13 protein-coding genes are annotated in these 17,328 nt (G+C 39.9%); 1 reads left to right on the forward strand and 12 read right to left on the reverse strand.

The window, feature by feature from the left end:
• Positions 1 to 39 precede the first annotated feature (39 nt).
• The 3 genes from U859_RS0119975 to U859_RS0119985 form a co-directional block, all read right to left on the reverse strand.
• Positions 40 to 1,359, reverse strand: coding sequence for an alpha/beta fold hydrolase (locus U859_RS0119975; protein ID WP_025145090.1), 1,320 nt, complete (start codon positions 1,357 to 1,359; stop codon positions 40 to 42).
• 147 nt (positions 1,360 to 1,506) lie between these two features.
• On the reverse strand, positions 1,507 to 1,884 hold the full coding sequence (locus tag U859_RS0119980) for a DoxX family protein (protein WP_025145091.1): 378 nt from the start codon (positions 1,882 to 1,884) through the stop codon (positions 1,507 to 1,509).
• Positions 1,885 to 1,886: 2 nt separating this feature from the next.
• Entirely contained in the window at positions 1,887 to 2,300 is a 414-nt protein-coding gene (locus U859_RS0119985; RefSeq protein WP_025145092.1) for a VOC family protein, read from the reverse strand.
• Positions 2,301 to 2,467: 167 nt separating this feature from the next.
• Between U859_RS0119985 and U859_RS0119990 the strand changes: the two genes are divergently transcribed.
• Positions 2,468 to 3,454 (forward strand): GlxA family transcriptional regulator, encoded by a 987-nt coding sequence (locus U859_RS0119990; protein WP_025145093.1) that lies wholly within the window; start codon positions 2,468 to 2,470, stop codon positions 3,452 to 3,454.
• 260 nt (positions 3,455 to 3,714) lie between these two features.
• Here U859_RS0119990 and U859_RS0119995 read toward each other — a convergent pair whose 3' ends face one another.
• The 9 genes from U859_RS0119995 to U859_RS0120035 form a co-directional block, all read right to left on the reverse strand.
• Positions 3,715 to 4,104 carry a LiaF transmembrane domain-containing protein gene (locus U859_RS0119995; protein ID WP_025145094.1) on the reverse strand — a complete coding sequence of 130 codons (390 nt, stop codon included), beginning with the start codon at positions 4,102 to 4,104 and terminating at the stop codon, positions 3,715 to 3,717.
• Between the two features lie 574 nt (positions 4,105 to 4,678).
• On the reverse strand, positions 4,679 to 5,368 hold the full coding sequence (gene rpiA / locus U859_RS0120000) for a ribose-5-phosphate isomerase RpiA (protein WP_025145095.1): 690 nt from the start codon (positions 5,366 to 5,368) through the stop codon (positions 4,679 to 4,681).
• 511 nt (positions 5,369 to 5,879) lie between these two features.
• Entirely contained in the window at positions 5,880 to 8,228 is a 2,349-nt protein-coding gene (locus U859_RS0120005; protein WP_025145096.1) for a TonB-dependent receptor, read from the reverse strand.
• Positions 8,229 to 8,298: 70 nt separating this feature from the next.
• Positions 8,299 to 10,266, reverse strand: coding sequence for a membrane protein (locus tag U859_RS32245; protein WP_025145097.1), 1,968 nt, complete (start codon positions 10,264 to 10,266; stop codon positions 8,299 to 8,301).
• 11 nt (positions 10,267 to 10,277) lie between these two features.
• Complete coding sequence (locus U859_RS0120015) at positions 10,278 to 11,687, reverse strand: DUF1080 domain-containing protein (protein ID WP_025145098.1); 1,410 nt, start codon at positions 11,685 to 11,687, stop codon at positions 10,278 to 10,280.
• Between the two features lie 195 nt (positions 11,688 to 11,882).
• Entirely contained in the window at positions 11,883 to 14,171 is a 2,289-nt protein-coding gene (locus U859_RS0120020; RefSeq protein WP_025145099.1) for a GH92 family glycosyl hydrolase, read from the reverse strand.
• A 39-nt stretch (positions 14,172 to 14,210) separates the two neighbouring features.
• Positions 14,211 to 14,882, reverse strand: a complete 672-nt coding sequence (locus U859_RS0120025; protein WP_025145100.1) for a basic secretory protein-like protein — start codon at positions 14,880 to 14,882, stop codon at positions 14,211 to 14,213.
• Between the two features lie 397 nt (positions 14,883 to 15,279).
• Complete coding sequence (locus U859_RS0120030; RefSeq protein WP_025145101.1) at positions 15,280 to 16,254, reverse strand: basic secretory protein-like protein; 975 nt, start codon at positions 16,252 to 16,254, stop codon at positions 15,280 to 15,282.
• A 73-nt stretch (positions 16,255 to 16,327) separates the two neighbouring features.
• Positions 16,328 to 17,299 (reverse strand): hypothetical protein, encoded by a 972-nt coding sequence (locus tag U859_RS0120035; RefSeq protein ID WP_025145102.1) that lies wholly within the window; start codon positions 17,297 to 17,299, stop codon positions 16,328 to 16,330.
• Positions 17,300 to 17,328: the final 29 nt, after the last annotated feature.

Consider the following 17,328-nt stretch of genomic DNA (forward strand, 5'->3'; position numbering starts at 1 on the left):
AACCGGAGCCTGTATGAATTAAATAAGATTTAAATATATTTATTTTGCTTTGATCCAGGTAATAAGATCGTTCACAAGAACATCTGAAACACTTGCTGCAGCCTGGTATTGCGCCATGGTGCCTTTTCCTGTCTGCGAACTTAATAAATGGTTTAAATCCGGATAGAATTTAAGGGTAACATTTTTCTTTTTGCTCAAAGCTTCATTCCATAAATCGAAATCTGTTTTGCTTACCTGAAAGTCATTCCCTCCCTGTACGACATAAATCCTTGGTTTTGATAAAGTTTTCGCTACTGCTACCTGATCGTAACTGTTTAAATCGGCCCAGTATTTTGCAGGTAAACCTAATATTACCGAATCCGGTTTTATGGTTGTTCCTAATTGCGAAATCCTGCTTTTATCAATTTCTACAATGGCATTGGCAAGTTGTTGTTTAAATACGGCAGATGTATCATTCGCCTGTTCGAACATGTATTTATTTTGATCAACTATGATATCCGTTAGCTTTCTTGCCGGTGCAGCCGCTAAAATAATCCCAGCTAAATCAGGAGAAAGCGTTGCCATTTTTGGGGCCAGCATGCCACCTAAACTATGGCCGAATACATAAACATTTTTCGGATCGGCGCCAACAGTTGTTTTTGCAGCAGCAATAGCAGCAGCCTCATCATCCAAAACCTCTTCTTTTACCGTGTAAGGGCCAGCAAATTCATTGGGATAAATGAGTGTTCTTTTCACGTAGCGAACAGAACCAATGCCTTTAGAAGCCAATCCACCAGCCAGATCTTTAAATGGTTTATTGGCACCTACGGTTTCGTCCATATCGCCCGGTCCGGAGCCATGTACAAAAACAACCATCGGAAAGTTTTTAACATTTTTCGGCGTGGTAATAATGGCTGCCAACTGTTTTCCCGGAGGACCGATATAAACCGACTTTTCTGCATACAAAGCCGTATCCACATAAGCAGGTTTTAAATAGGTGGTTACTTTTTTGGACGGCGCCAGAAAAATCCCTACGATCTTTTGCATTTTGTTAAAACCAATAATAAAGTTCTGGTCTCCTTTGGCAAATTTACCTTCAACAGTTACGGCAAAAAATTCGCCTTCTGCCTTGCTCTGAATGGCATCAAAAGATTCTGCTTTACCGAATTTATTGCCGATATCGCTCCAAAGTTTCTTTAAGCTTTCTTCCGGTAATTTGGTTTTTAAGGTATCGTCAAAAAATGCATGTGCACCGGTAAATTTCTCTTCCTGCAATAATTTGAAAAAATCGTTTGCACTGTTGAACAGCTGGATCACATTTTGAGAAAATGCAGAAGTGGTAAATAATAAAGCGATTATGAATAAAAGGCTCTTTTTCATTCGTATAAATTGTTTTTAGGGATGGCGAAACGATCATGATCCGAACTGAAATCATGGTAGTTCCACAGTTGTGTTTGCTTGTTTACAATACCCAAAGTTAACAATATTTGGTTCTGAAAAGCCTTTATTAAAACTAATTATTTAGTTTTAACTATTTTTAACATTTCCTCCTAAATTCTTCCATAAAATGTAGGGAATAAACATAATACATAAGGCAACAACGGGTGGAATCAATAGGGATATACCATCGCCAATAAATGCCCTTGAAGCAAAAGCGCCAATAAAATTGATGGCAAAACCTGCATAAGCCCATTCTTTAATGGCAGTATATTTATTCTGCAAAATTGATACCGCGCCAAGCAGTTTTGCTATGCCAACAATAATAAGCATATACATAGGGTAACCAAGGTGTTTAAACACTTCTTTACCTGCTTCCTGTTGTGTTACTCCACCAAAACCATCCATAATCATCATTAATGCGAAAATAATGGTCGCAATCCAATACCACGTTTTTAACTTTTTCATGTTTATCTGTTTTTATCGTAATTAATTAACCAGTTATTCCCGAAACGGTCAGTTAAATCACCAAAAAGTGCTCCCCCAAAGGTTTCCTGTAACGGGTGTGACGCTCTCCCCCCTGCCGAAAGTTTATGGTAATAAGCTTTTGCCTCTTCTTCAGAGTTGCAGTTGAGCATTAGGGATATCGAATTTCCTTTGATCAGTCCGCGTTCTTCGACCATATCAGTACCCATAATCACCAGTTCATCTTTAGCTAAAATGGCATGCATAATACTTCGCTTCATAACACTGGGCATTTTATCCTCAGCCCACGATTCTCCAATGGTTTCGAGTGTTAGTTCGCCACCCAGGCAATCCCGGTAAAAGATCATCGCTTCCCGGCAGTTGCCATTAAATGTGAGGTATGAATTTATACTAGCCATTTGATCCTATTTTTTTGATGCCCTGCAGCAATCGGTTTCCTCTATTATACATTTTGGCATCAGCCCATTAATAACACAAACATACGCGGAGATTGCAAAAAGCTAAACATGGAGAAACGTCAATTGCAGGGGTTGTTTACGACAAATAGGCTCGCTATATTTGAGATATGAAACATGTATCTATCTTAATTCCAGAGACTGCCGTGATTGAGGCCATAGCAGATCCACGCTATTTATTTACCGCTGTTAATGAATTTTTACAGGCGTCGGGCAAGTTGCCACTTTTTAAAGTTGAACTTGTAGCTATGACAAAAGAGGTAAGACTGAACAATAGCCTTTTCTCTGTGCATGCTGATAAACTATTGCACGAGGTGGAACATACCGATCTCATTTTCGTCCCGGCAATAAGCGGCAATGTAGGTTATGCGATGGAGGCAAACGAAGATCTGATTCCATGGATTGTAAAACAGCATGCAAAAGGTGCAGAAGTAGCCTCCCTTTGCTTAGGTGCCTTTATATTGGCTGCTACAGGTTTGTTAAACGGACGGAAATGTTCTACACATTGGTTATTTGCTAATCAGTTCAGGGAAATGTTTCCTGATGTAGAATTGGTTGATGGCAGCATTATTACCGATGCACAGGGATTATATTCGAGCGGTGGGGCAAATTCTTACTGGAACCTGCTTTTATACCTGGTAGAGAAGTATACAGATCGTGACACGGCTATTTTAGCGGCAAAATATTTCGCCATTGATATCGATCGCGAAAGTCAGCTGGCTTTTATGATGTTCCAGGGACAAAAAGGGCATGAGGATGCAAAAATTAAAAAGGCCCAGGAATTTATTGACGGAAATTATCAGGAGCGGATTACGGTAGATCAACTGGCGGATATGCTGGCGCTGGGCAGAAGGAGTTTCGAACGGAGGTTCAAAAGTGCTACTAAAAATACCGTAATCGAATACATTCAAAGGGTTAAAATTGAAGCAGCAAAACGCAGTTTCGAATCGAGCAGAAAAAATATTACCGAAGTGATGTTTGATGTTGGTTATACCGATACCAAATCGTTCAGGGATGTTTTCAAAAAAATAACGGGTTTAACCCCGATTGAATACCGGAATAAATACCATAAAGCGGCACCTGTTTTACAGGTTTAGCAAAAAAATAAAAAAAAATTAAGTTCAACACAATATATTCCATTTATAGCGTTTATGTATGTGAGAGCGTTAATTTAGATGACGGGGATACTGCCTAAGGGTGGAATCCCCGTTTCTTTTTTTAGCAGGTGTGCAAAGTGCATGGGGCAATGCCTAAAGGCATTCAGAGCTCCATGCTCAATACCCTCTGCGATTAAGCACAAAAAAGGGACATTGTTAAAAAATGTCCCTTTTTAAGATATATGATGGAGTTAAGAATTTTAGCTTTCTTTCTCAGTAAAATCAACTGGTTTCTTTTGGAAATACTGATCAAAGTTTTGAACTTTTTTAGGTTTTAAGATTACATATAAACCCAATCCGATTAAGGCAACTGGAACACTGATTCCTGATAAATCAAAATCAAAAATGCTGATGTCCCTAAGGGTAAATATGCCACCAATAATGGTTAATGCCAACCAGCCATTTCCCTGGAAATTTTTGCGATAACCCATCCATAACCCTGCACCCAGCATGATGGTGTGCCAGCTCAATATCCAATGTGGAACATCTACCCCTGTGCTTCTAAGGAAGAACACTGAACCGATTACTAAGATTAAAATGCCTAAACCTAATTGTTTATCTGCGCGATTTTTGTTGATTAAAGTTTCCATGACTGCTTGTTTTATGATTTAAATGTAGCACAGAAACCCACGCCAGGGAATGGCTTTTCCCTCAGTTGTGAGGTTTTATCGGTGAGTGAAATAAAATTGTCGGTAAAAAATTTTGGGGAATTTGAAGGAAGAGGAATTTATCGGTGAAATTGGTGATTAGTCAGGAGTCGGCAGTCCGAAGTCTGGAGTCGATTAACCGATTTTAAGAATTAATCCTACCAATAAACAAGTGACCGTATAAAAAGATTGCTTCACACTGCCTCACTTACCCCATACCTTCGGTTCGCAATGATGGATTAGGCTATAAGCTATTGAATCAATAATCCAATTTGCAGTTTATAGTTAAACAATTTATACAATTAACCGATTAACCATACTAATTAACAAATGAACCATTAAAAGATTGCTTCACACTACCCACTTATCCCATACCTTCGGTTCGCAATGACGGATTGGGCTATGAACTAATGACCAATACCCAGTTTACAATTTGCAGTTTACAGTTAAACAATTTATACAATTAACCGATTAACCAGACTAATGAACTAATGACTAATGAACCAATGAACTAACTTCATTCAAAAATAATAATATCCGTTCCTTCACTCATAACTACCTTCGAGGTGAGATTGATGAATAGGCCATGGGCCAATAATCCGTTAATTTGGTTGAGTTCTGAAGATAATTTGACAGGATTATCAATAAGACCAAAGTCGGCATCAATAATCAGGTTTCCGTTGTCGGTAATGAATGTTTTGTTTTCTACCGACCTTAACAGGCCTTTTCCGCCGAGTCTAGTAATCTGATCGAAAACGTATTGATAAGCCAATGGAATTACTTCAATGGGTACAGTAAAAGCGCCCAATTTTTTTACTTTTTTAGAAGCATCGGTAATGATGATGGCATTTTTACTTAATGAGGCAATAATTTTTTCCCTGAACAGCGCACCACCCCCACCTTTGATCAGATCGAGTGTTTCGGTAAACTCATCGGCACCATCAATACTGATATCAATTGAGCTTAAACTACCCAGACTGAGGATTTCGATACCTAGAGATTTTGCGAGTTCTTCTGTGCGGATAGAACTTGCAGCTGCAGTGATTTTGAGTCCTTCTTTTACTCGTTTGCCCAATTCTTTAATGGCAAAGGTAGTAGTAGATCCTGTGCCAAGGCCTACAACATCGCCATCTTTTACAAATTTTACTGCAGAAAGGGCTGCCGCAAGTTTTTCTGCATCTTGTTGGGTTTTATCTATCGTAGCCATAAAGTAAAAATAGGTTTAAATGATAACATCGCAAAAAATAGATGTTGGGAAATAATTGGTTCGTGGAGACACGAACCAAGACGAAAAAAAATCACAACCAATGCAATAAATCTTATTTATAGCGTTTATGTATATGAGAGCGTTAATTTAGATGATGGGGATTCTGCAATAGTGGAATCCCCATTTCTTTTTTACAGGCGTTATGTCATCCTGAGCGTAGTCGAAGGATTTCTTTAACAGATTTCTCCGTTTCGCTGCGCTCCAGTCGAAATGACGATATATAATAATGAAAAAAAAATTTACTGCTTATACAATAAATCCTATTTACAGCGTTTGTATATATGAGAGCGTTAATTTAGATGATGGGGATTCTGCAATGTGGAATCCCCATTTCTTTTTTATAAGCGTTGTGTCATCCTGAGCGCAGTCGAAGGATCGCTTAAATAGATTTTCTCCGTTTCGCTGCGCTTCAGTCGAAATGACGACGACAGGCAAAAACGACTAATTAAATTTAAAACCTCCCTGCCAAACTCACACCATAAGTTTTCGGGTTGCCTAAATGGGCGGCTCCAAAATCGTAGGCATAATCGATATAGGTTTTATTGGATAGGTTTCGTCCCCAGAAAAACAGATCGTATTTTTTAGCCGAAAAACCAATCTTCGCATTATAAACACTATAACCTTTTTGTTGAATCTGATTACCTAGATCATAAAACTGATTTCCGGTAAATAACCATTCTCCACGGGCAATGGCATTTAACTTTGAGGCTTTATCAATCTCGTAACTATACTGCAAGGCAAACATCGAAGTGGTTTCAGGGGTATAAATCTGTTTATTACCAGCCAAATCAACCGTTGCGCCATTTTTAGAAACATTTAAAGATTTGTAAGAAGCATCTGTATAGCCAAAGTTATAATCGATACTTAAGCCTTTAAGCGGGCGGGCGGAAAGCTCAAGTTCGACACCTTTACTCACCAATTTACCGGCATTTCGTGTGGTGGTAAGGGCATCAGGTAAAATCAGGACAGGAATTTGCGCATCGGTTACATTTACATAGAAGGCTGCAATGTTTGCGATTAAACGCTGATCGAAAAAGGTATTTTTTGTACCAATTTCGAAGTTATTACTGTATTCCGGTTTATAGGTGTCAAGTGGTTTTGTTGTTGGATCAGAAGCCAGTTGCGTTATTCCACCGGCACGGTAACCGCGGCTATATGTTGTATAAACATTGTTATTGTTGCTTACGGCATAAGCCAGGCTAAATTTGGGCGAGATGGCATTAAAATTTGCTTTGGCCAAAGTATCACCCTGTGTAATGATCGGATCCATTGTCGGAATCAGGTATTCGCCAGAAGCCAGTAATCTTTTATGCTCGTAATCATACCGCAAGCCTGCAGTAGCCGTTAAATGTTCTATTATCTGGTAAGAAAACTGTCCGAATGCAGCAAAACCATGGCTTTTCCCCGAATTAATATTTACAGCTGTTGTATTGGGTTCCGCACCATAAACGGCTCCATCAGTACCAAAATAGGAACCTTGTTTAACCGGATTTTTCTGATAAAAACCATATAAACCGGCTAGCCATTTAAATTTTGAAGTATTGGAAGCAGGCGAACTGAATTTAAATTCCTGCGTATATACCTTCACCTTATTCCAGTCTTTACCATAATTATTTACAATAGAAACGATATCGGCGGGTGAGAAATCACCATCAATTGGTTGTTTATAATATCTGTAATTGGATTGATAAGCAGTTTGCGAAGTAAAATTAAAATCATCGCCGGCATAGTTCGCTGATAGTGACGCATTAAAAAGGTTATCCACCATTTCTGTCGTCGAGTTTTGGGATAGTTGGAATGGATTGGCTAAGGCTTCGTCCACCGAACCGGTTAAAGGAAAAGTTCCGTTATTTCTGTTTTCGTTATGTTTTACATTTAATGTGAGTGCGAATTTTGATGAAGCCAAAAATTTCAGGTAATAGTTACCCAAAAAGCCATGCAACTTATCAAATTTTGTGTTATTAAAAGTATTGGTATAAAAGCCATTTTGTTTGTTGTACAATCCGGCAGCACCAAAAAAGAGTTTGTCTTTTATCAGAGCAGTGCGGATGCCCAGGCTATAACGTTGCTGACCATAGTTACCCACATCAATTCCGGCAAAACCTGTAGTTGAGTTAGTGGGCTGTTTGGTGATGATGTTGATCACCCCTCCCATCGCATTGCGGCCATACAAGGTCCCCTGCGGACCGCGAAGCACTTCAATTCTTTCAACATCAAATAAAGAAGAAATGTAGGTATCTAAACCAAACTGGTTTACGCCATCAATGTAGGTCGCAATAGCCGGATCGTAGGAGGTAGTACCGATTCCACGTATGGAAGTCACGTTTCTGCCATCGCCAGGATTACTGCTGTATAAGTTGGGTACTAACGTAGCTAAATCCCTGGTATTCAGAATACGGTAATTGCTGATTTTTGAAGCTGAAAACACACTAACTGCAGCTGGAATGTTCTGTACATTTTCTTCGGTTTTTTGTGCTGATACAGTTACCTCATCCAATCTGGAATTACTTTCTGCCAATACAATGTCCAGATTTTGATCACCGGAGATATTTTTAATGGCAGTAGCATAACCTATGGCACTAAATTTTAAGGTCAATTTTCCGGCAGGAGCATTTGTGATTTCGAAATCGCCATTAGCATTACTTACCGCAGATAAATTGGTATTCAATACCTGCACGGTTACGCTGGCAATGGCTTCATTTTTATTATCTTTTATCGTACCTGATATTTTATTTTGCTGTGCATCGGCTGCAAAGCAGGTTAACAGGAATGCGCCCATTAACAGTAAAATGTTCTTCATCTTTTTCTTGTAAAATTAAAAAAACGGCTAGCATTTCTACTAACCGTTCCTAACAACTATACTAACTAACTTATTTGTTTAAAGAATTGATCCAGCCCGCAATTTTTAAAGCTTCTGCTTTGGTCACCTGCGGCATTGGAGGCATTTCTGTTGAATAACCCGGCCAGTTTTGTGGTTGTGGATTATGGATCAACTGAAATATTTTTTCTGGTGAATATTTACGTTTGGCAATTTCTGCAAACGGTGGCCCAATCTGTCTTTTGGTCTGGTTGTGGCAGGCCAAACAGGTGTTTTTGGTTAACAAACCTTCCACTTCTTTAAAAGTAGGTGCTTTTGCCATTGTGGTAGCTGGTTTAGCTTCACTTGCAGCTGCTCCTTTTGCTTCAGGTGCTTTACCTGTAGTTCCTTTTGGCACAGCTGTTTTCTTTGCAGGAGCAGCTGGTGCTTCTGCCGAGTTTTTGGTGCTCACCTCATTGGCAGAAAGTTTATTTCCATCAGGAATCTGGTTCAACGTGTAATAAGCTACCGGGTGAACCAAAGAATAAAAACCATCCTGCGACCTCAAACCATCTAATGTTAAGGTATGAATGTAATACTGACGAAGGTTTTTCACAATAATCCTTGCTTTTAATCCATCGGCCGAAACTTTAACACCAGCGATTTTTAATTTCTCGGTATTTACAGGAGGTGAACCATAAACCGGATGATATTTATAAATGAAGCTTTCTGCATTGTAAGATGCCAGGTCTTCTGCAGATTTACGGTCAACAGGCATGGTAAATTCTATTTCGAAACCATCAGGCATTGCCCTTACAGCTTTCATTTCGAAAGGGGTTTTGTTATTGTACACCAATCTTTCCAAACCTTCGTTGGCATCACCCGCCGATCCCCAACCACGATTGGTTTCGCCCACAAATAATGATCCATCGGTACCCCACTCTAATCTTAACACACCAGAACGGAAACCTTTACGGAAAAGGAAGGCAGCACCCTGCTCTTCACCTTTTATAGTCTCCATAAAAATCCTCGAGATGATACTCATCCCCTGGTCGCCAACTAAAATCTGTCCTGCAAAAGGGCCGAATGTATTGGCAGGAATTTTAACAGGTTCTGCAGATGAGATACCCAAAATACCATAAGGCAACCAAACTGAAGGTAAACGCAGTTCAGGAAATACTTTTTTCATTTCGAACAAGGTTTTGAAGGTCTCATTTACCCTGTTTTCTGGTTTAATGTATCTGCCCTGTTCGTTTTTAATACGGCGTTCGTCCATTTGAGAATAGAAGAAATCGGATTGTAGTTTAACAGGAGAGTTAGGCAGATTAGTCCACCTTAAACTTGCAGGATGGCCCATAAAATCGCCTTTGTTTACTTTCCACAAACCACCTGATCCTACCCAGTCGCCCTGGTTTTCGGTATAATAAAACTGACCATCGATGCTACCGATCCCGGCAGGAGAACGGAAACCCGCAGCATAAGGACTCATTTTACCATCTTCGGTAATGTTCATCGCCCAACCACGCATCGGAACACGACTTTCGGCACGCCACCATTCTTCATCACCAAAGGCAACGTTTGCGGTAACCATAAAGGTACCATCAGGCATTAATTTAGGTCCGAAGCTATATTCGTGATAATGCCCGCTTAAAGGCCATGCGTAAATGGTTTCGTATACATCGGCTTTGCCATCCTGATCTTTATCAACCAGTTTAGTCAATTCGCCACGTTGCGCCACGTACAATGCACCATTTTTATAGGCAATACCTAAAATTTCGTGCAGTCCATAGGCAAATCTGCGCCAGTAAGGTTTGGCACTGGTAGGGTTTTCTACAATAAACACTTCTCCCCTACGGGTAGAAATGGCTAAATCGCCATTTGGCATGGTAATCAAACCACCAACTTCTAAAATCGGTCCTTCGGGTACGCGTACTTTATTTATTTTGAAAAAATCTTCTTCTTTCGGGGTTTCCTGAGCAAAAACTGCGGAAAAGCTAAAACTTAATGCCAGTATTGCTAATTTTTTGAATGCATTTCTCATTGTCATCACAATTAAAACAAAATGGTATAATTTAACTTACTTCCAATGGCTGCAATTATTTCCCATTTGCCATCAATATTTCTAATAATCGGTTTTGCGGTGCCTTCACCAAGCTGTATGTAATACGCTTTATCATCAATTAAATACAAACCTTTGCCAGCTTCTTCAATGTTTGAAGCAGTTGCCAATAAGAAATACAGGTCTTTTGATGTTTTATCAACCGAAATTTCGCGGCTTAAACCCTGTCCGTTTTCCATTACCTTAACCGCATCGGTAACATTTGTTCCGTTAATGATGTATTTAAACTCCGGACGATCCTGTTTATCCATTACGTAACCCTTGGTTCTGAAGCCGGTACCTGTTGTATCGGCAATCCAGACAGCCTTATCATTTGCCAGTTTTGAAATCGCTAAAACCGGTTTTTTGGTAAAGCGGGTAATGCTGCCCAATGGACGTGAAGTTCCGTTACCGCGGCCATCCCACATTGGCGTAGCATCGATGAAATCGCCGTGCCAGCCCTGTAATAAGGTTCCGTTTTCGAGATCGTAGCTGTAAGCTGTTTTTTCTGGTCCGCCTACCGAAATGGCATGTACCGAACGTACGCCCGGAACCACATCAACAAAACTTCTGATCATGTTGTTGCTTGCTGCTTCGATATAAATCGGATCGGCACCTCCCCTTTGGTCTGACTTAGGGATATCTGATAATTCGGTGATGGAGATATTTTTAAAAGCCACTGAACCATGGTCGCCCTGTAAACGTAAAGGGCCTTTTGCTTTTTCGGCTCCGGCAGCACCTCTTGTTGCGCCAAAAAGTTCAACATTTTCATGGATCAATACACCGTTTAGTTCTATGCTGATGATTTTTGCATTTTGAGTTTTTGTTCCGGAGGCATCAAATTTTGGCGCCTGGAAGATAATTTTGATATGTTGCCATAAACCAGGTGCTTTACTTGCATTCTGACGGGGAGCAACACCACCAAAACCTTTTTCGGCTTCGGGTTTGCTGTCGTCCCAGCGTTGGTAGATCCCGCCATTATTTGATGAACTGGCGTTTTTTAATCCCCAGGCGTCATCAATCTGGATTTCGTAATTTCCCTGAAGGTAAATACCAGAATTGGTTCCTTTTGCGGTTAAATAATCTAACTCTACGGCTACATCGCCATATTCGTTTGCGGTGTATAAATCAGATCCTGCTTTTTTCGCGGTAGATTGATTGACTAAAATACCTTCGCCTTTGGTTGTTTTTAAAACATTTCCGGCATTAAGATCTGCCAGAACATTTTGAGCAAGCGACCATGAATTTGAAGGATTTTTAAAGGCAGAAAGATCTTTGAGATCGATACGCTGACCAAATGCCAGCAGGGTTCCGCATAGCCAGATGATGGCTGTAAACCCCGTCTTAGAGACGTTGATGTTCATATATTTGGTTTGTTAGTTTAATCCTTTTTGGGACTAAGGTTTCCTTAAATATTAGGCTGTATCAATAAGCTTAGTTGCTCTAGAAACTTGTCACATTGAGCCTGTCGAAATGCCTTACATAATTTTATGATAGGTCCTTCGACAAGCTCAGGATGACAATTATCTATTTTATGATATACCCTCTTTATTGTTTTTCTATTTTTCTGTTGATAACGAATAAGGGAAATCAGCTGGATTTGAACCCCTTGTTTTATTTGGCGTTGCCGACATGTTAAAGTTTAACACCGCACCTTTTTGCAAACCGCTGTGGCTGATCCAGTTTTTAGAATAAGGTTTACCGTTCATCTGCAAGGTTTGCACGTAACGGTTGTTATCGCTGTTTGCCGGTGCATTGATCACTACAGTTTTACCGTTTTCTAAAGTAATGGTTACTTTTTTAAATAATGGCGCACCTAAAACATACTGATCAACTGCTGGAGTTACCGGATAGAAACCCATTGCCGAGAAAACATACCAGGCAGAAGTTTGGCCGTTATCTTCATCACCACAATAACCATCTGGCGTAGCTTTATACATCCTGTTCATGGTTTCGCGCACCCAATATTGCGTTTTGTAAGGCGCACCACCGTAGTTGTACAGGTAAATCATGTGTTGGATAGGCTGGTTACCATGTGCATACTGGCCCATATTGGCGATCTGCATTTCACGGATTTCGTGGATTACACCACCATAAGCACTTTCATCAAATACCGGAGGCATAGAGAAAACTGAATCGAGTTTGGTTACAAATTTATCGTGACCGCCCATTAATTTAGCTAAACCATCAACATCCTGGAAAACCGACCAGGTATAGTGCCAGCTGTTACCTTCGGTAAAGGCACCACCCCATTTAAATGGACTGAACGGGCTTTGGAAAGTTCCATCCTGGTTTTTACCACGCATTAAGCCAGAAGCCGGATCGAAAAGATTTTTATAATTCATGGCTCTTTTCTTATAGATATCGATTTCTGATGCAGGTTTACCTAAAGCCCTGCCCAATTGGTAGATGGTAAAGTCATCATAAGAATATTCTAAAGTTTTAGCAGCATTTTCGTTCTTTTTCACATCGAAAGGCACATAACCCAATTCGTTGTAATATTTAACCCCGTCGCGGCCAACAGCTTCCATAGGACCTTCGTTGTTGGCCCCATGTTTTAAAGCAGACCATAAAGTTTCGATATCGTAACCGCGCATGCCTTTAATGTAGGCATCAGAAACTACCGAAGCAGAGTTATTACCCACCATAATGTTGGCATAACCCGGGCTGCTCCACTCTGGCAACCAACCACCTTCTTTGTAGTCGTTGATTAAACCCTGTTGCATTTCTTTATTGATAGAAGGATAAACCAGGTTTAAGAAAGGATATAATGCCCTGAAAGTATCCCAAAAACCAGTACCAGCGAACATATAACCTGGTAAAACCTGACCGTTATACGGACTCCAGTGTACAATCTGGTTCTGTGCATCAACTTCGTACAATTTGTTCGGGAAGAACAACGTACGGTACATGGCCGAGTAAAAAGTACGGGCCTGATCGATGGTACCCCCTTCAACAGAAATTTTGCTTAACGTTTTGTTCCAGATTGCCCTGCCTTTTGATTTAGTAGCATCGAAACCATCATTAGCCAATTCTCTTTTTAAGTTTAAATCAGCCTGTTCGAAGCTTATAAAAGATGAAGCAACTTTAGCAATTACCTGCTCACCCTTTTGTGTAGCGAAACCAATAACAGCGCCTGCGTGATCGACAGTTAATTCTAAATCTTTATCATTCAATTTTTTATCATCCCAGGTTTTAGCCAGTTTGAAATCTTTATTGAAATAGATTACAAAATAGTTTTTGAAATTTTTAGGCAGCGGACCACGGGCATATTTAGTGGTATAACCAATGATTTTTCTTTCTGCCGGAATGATTTTAATGTACGATCCCTTGTTCTGGGCATCTACAACTACATAAGAACTATCGGTTTTAGGAAAAGTAAACCTGAACTGTGCAGCTCTTTCTGTTGGGGTAATTTCGGTGGTTACATCAGCATCTGCTAAATAAACGCTATAATAGTATGGTTTTGAAACCTCTGCTTTGTGGCTGAACCAACTGGCACGGTCGTCATCTGTAAATTTTAATTTTCCGGTAACAGGCATGATGGAAAAAGCACCGTAATCGTTCATCCATGGTGATGGCTGGTGGGTTTGTTTAAAACCGCGGATTTTATCGGCGTCGTAAGTATATGCCCATCCATCGCCACTTTTACCGGTCTGTGGGGTCCACATGTTCATTCCCCATGGCAAGCCAATTGCCGGATAGGTATTTCCGTTAGATAATGACGGTTTGGATGCCGTTCCCATTAAAGGATTTATCCAGTCTACCGGATCTGTAACTTTGCCTATGGTTTGAGCGAAGCTGGTTGTTGCTGCAAAACCCAATAAGGCTATAAATAATCGTTTCATTTGTTGTGTTTGTGTTTTTTTATATGCGTGTAATTATTTTTAAACTTGCGAATTTTTAACGTAATCTGCCCAAAGTGCATCTAAATCTTTACCTGTTAATTTTGTCCAGATTTCTTTAGAATAGGTATGATCTCTTAAAGAAGCATCAACCGCTTTAATAGTACCTGGTTTTGCACTTTTTTCGATCCACGCAAAAAATGCAGCGGTAATGCGGTAGCTGTTTTTATAAGAATGATCTGGTTTTAAAGCAGGTAAAGACCATTTAGCACCTGCATTATCTACGCCGAATTTATAACGGGCATAATCGGCAATACCTTCGGTTAACCAACCCGGGCCAACACTACGACCATAATCCTGTACAATATGCATCACTTCGTGGGTAACTACATCAATATCCTCAGGATGTTTAACCATCCATATCGAACTGAAGGTTACTTTACCATCGGCAGTTGCAGCCACTCCTTTGTAAGCTGTATCCACAAAAAACTTCACTTCTTTAATGGTAGATGGATTGTATTCTTTTGCCAGTTTGGGATAAACCTCGAAAAATGTTTTGATTAAACGTTTTTTCAATTGCGGATCCAATGCCGCAAAATTGCTTTCGAACGATAAAGTGTAACCGCTCTTTTTAGTGATTTCCTGCGCTTTTAACTGCAATGAAAAAGCAGAAACAAGCATTAAGAAAACGGAAAGAATTGATATTTTTTTCATTGATATGGGAAATTATTTTTTTTGGTTAGCCTGTTTGATTCTGCAAATTAAATATTTTATGTAAAACGTTTTAGTAAATGATCAAAAATTTTACTTTAGTGATGAATATTTTTACAAAACAGGCTTAAAAGGTACCGTCATTTCGAGCAAAGTGCAACGGAGCCGAGAAATCTATCTCGAGGTAGATCTCTCTCCCGAATATTCGGGACTGCGCTTCAGTCGAGATGACGACGATTGAAGAAAGTCTAAACCAAGACAGTGCAACCATAGACCCTGAGATGAATTCAGGGTGACGGACACGCCGCAAAAAGTTGTCATCCTGAGCGGAGTCGAAGGATCTCCATTCCACTTCGTTTCATCCGATAGCTATCGGATCGAGATGACGGCCCTTAGGTAATTATTTCTTACTGCTATACGTAAGGCTTACTTTTTGGGGTTCTTTGCCATAATCGGCCCAAAGTTGATCAAGGGTTTTTCCTGTTAGGGTTTCCCATGATTGTGCCGTGTACTGATGCGCCCTTAATTGCTGATCTAATGTGGCAATTAGTCCCGGTTTTACATTTTGTTCTAACCAGGCAAAAAAGCGGGCGGTAATCCGGTAGCTGTTGGTATAATTTTGTTTTTCATTGTAAGCTGGCAAACTCCATTTCGAGCCTACATTATCTACCCCATATTTATAACGTACATAATCGGCAATACCCTCTGTTAACCAAACCGGACCGGCGCTGTAACCATATCCCTGTACAATGTGCATGGTTTCATGTGTTACTACATCAATATCGGTTGGATGTGCCTTCATATAACCCGCGCTGAACAAAATCCTGTTTCCACTGGCCTCAGCTACGGCTTTATAGGCGGTATCTACTACAAAAAGTACATCATGTGTAGATTTATCGTTAAATGTTTTCACCAAAGTTGGATAAATCTCAAAATAAGTAGAGATTAAGTTTTTCCTAACTGTTGGATCTAAATTTGGGTCTTTACTAATGAAAGTTAAAGTATATCCCTTATGTTTTTCTATACTGTAAGAAACCCAGTTTTTTGAAAGTGCTGTAAATAGCTCTTTCTGGATTTTCTTTTGAGATTTATTTTTAACCCATTCGCCGTTTACTTTAATTTCTCCTGCTTTAGCGATAATGGTTGGTGTTTCGTCGGTTACAAAATCAAGCACAACATTTCTTTTCGTTCTGTAGCCATCTGCCTGGGCAAAGCCTGGGTAAACCTCAAAAAAAGCGGCTTTCAGTTTAGCATCTACAATGGCATTTGTTGCACTGTCTTTGTCGTTAATGGTAATTTTATATTCTCTGTTTTGAGCGAAAGCACTGGTTGCTAAAAATGACACCAATGCAAGGGTTAAAAATTTCCTGGTCATTTGTTTTATTTGTGTGGGTGATAAAAAATGAAAGATCCAGAGTTATCATTCTGAATCTTTCATTATAATAAATTTAATAGGTAATATTTGGGAAATCGGTTTTAGCTTTTGCCAGCATTGGCGCCCAGTCTGCCCCTTTTTCATCTTTTGATCCGAAAGCAGATAATGCCAATGGCGCCAGGTCTGCTTTGGCTGCGCCACTCCAGAAATGGATAAACTCGCCAAAATTCATTTTCCTGGTATATTGCTGATAACTTTTGCCCTGAACGGTAATAACCTGTTTAGGAAATTGTTGCGACAACAGGGTAAAGAAACCGTTTAAAACCTTTGTTTTACCATAGTTTTCATAAATTGGAAGAAACCAGTTTTTAAACCATTGTGTACCTCCTCTTGGGTAACTATCGGTTGTGGTCATCATTTTGTTCAACCAGCGTTGTGCATCGGCGGTTCTGTTTAAACCTAAATACACATCATACTGATAAATCTCCATCCATTTACTGTCATGCCAGATATCGAAAGCTGGCGATTCTTTAACACCTTTTGATGCTCCCTCAACTATGTGGCCAATTTCGTGGGTTGATAAATCAATGTCGTTATCTACGCCAGTAACCCAGGCATTTAAATCGTTAGAACCACAATCGGTTACATTTCTGTAATCGTGCCCGGCATCAAGATAAGTACCCGGATGGCCGCCACCATATTTACCTGCATGATAAATCACAAATAAACGGCTATCATCACCAAATTTACCATAAGCTTTTTTAGTGTAATTCCAGGCCTCAGCCATATAGGTTTTTGGCCAAACAATGGTGGGTTTAACATCACCGTCGTAATAAACCACCACACTGGTATCATAAGCCACTCGGTTAAGCAGCTGAACGTGTTCAAACCAATGTTCTTTCCAGGTTTTTGGCGGTGCATCTGGCGGATCTACTGCTTCTACAAGCGGAGGTGCAGGTTCTGCCGTTTCTACAGGAGCATTTTTGCTATTGCAAGCCAAAAGTGCAAATAACATTATTGCTGATAATGGGAAAATGTTTTTCATAGTTTTCATATTAATGGGTTCAAAAAAAG

Source organism: Pedobacter jeongneungensis, assembly GCF_000633455.1.
In the GTDB taxonomy this organism is placed as follows: Bacteria; Bacteroidota; Bacteroidia; order Sphingobacteriales; family Sphingobacteriaceae; genus Pedobacter; species Pedobacter jeongneungensis_A.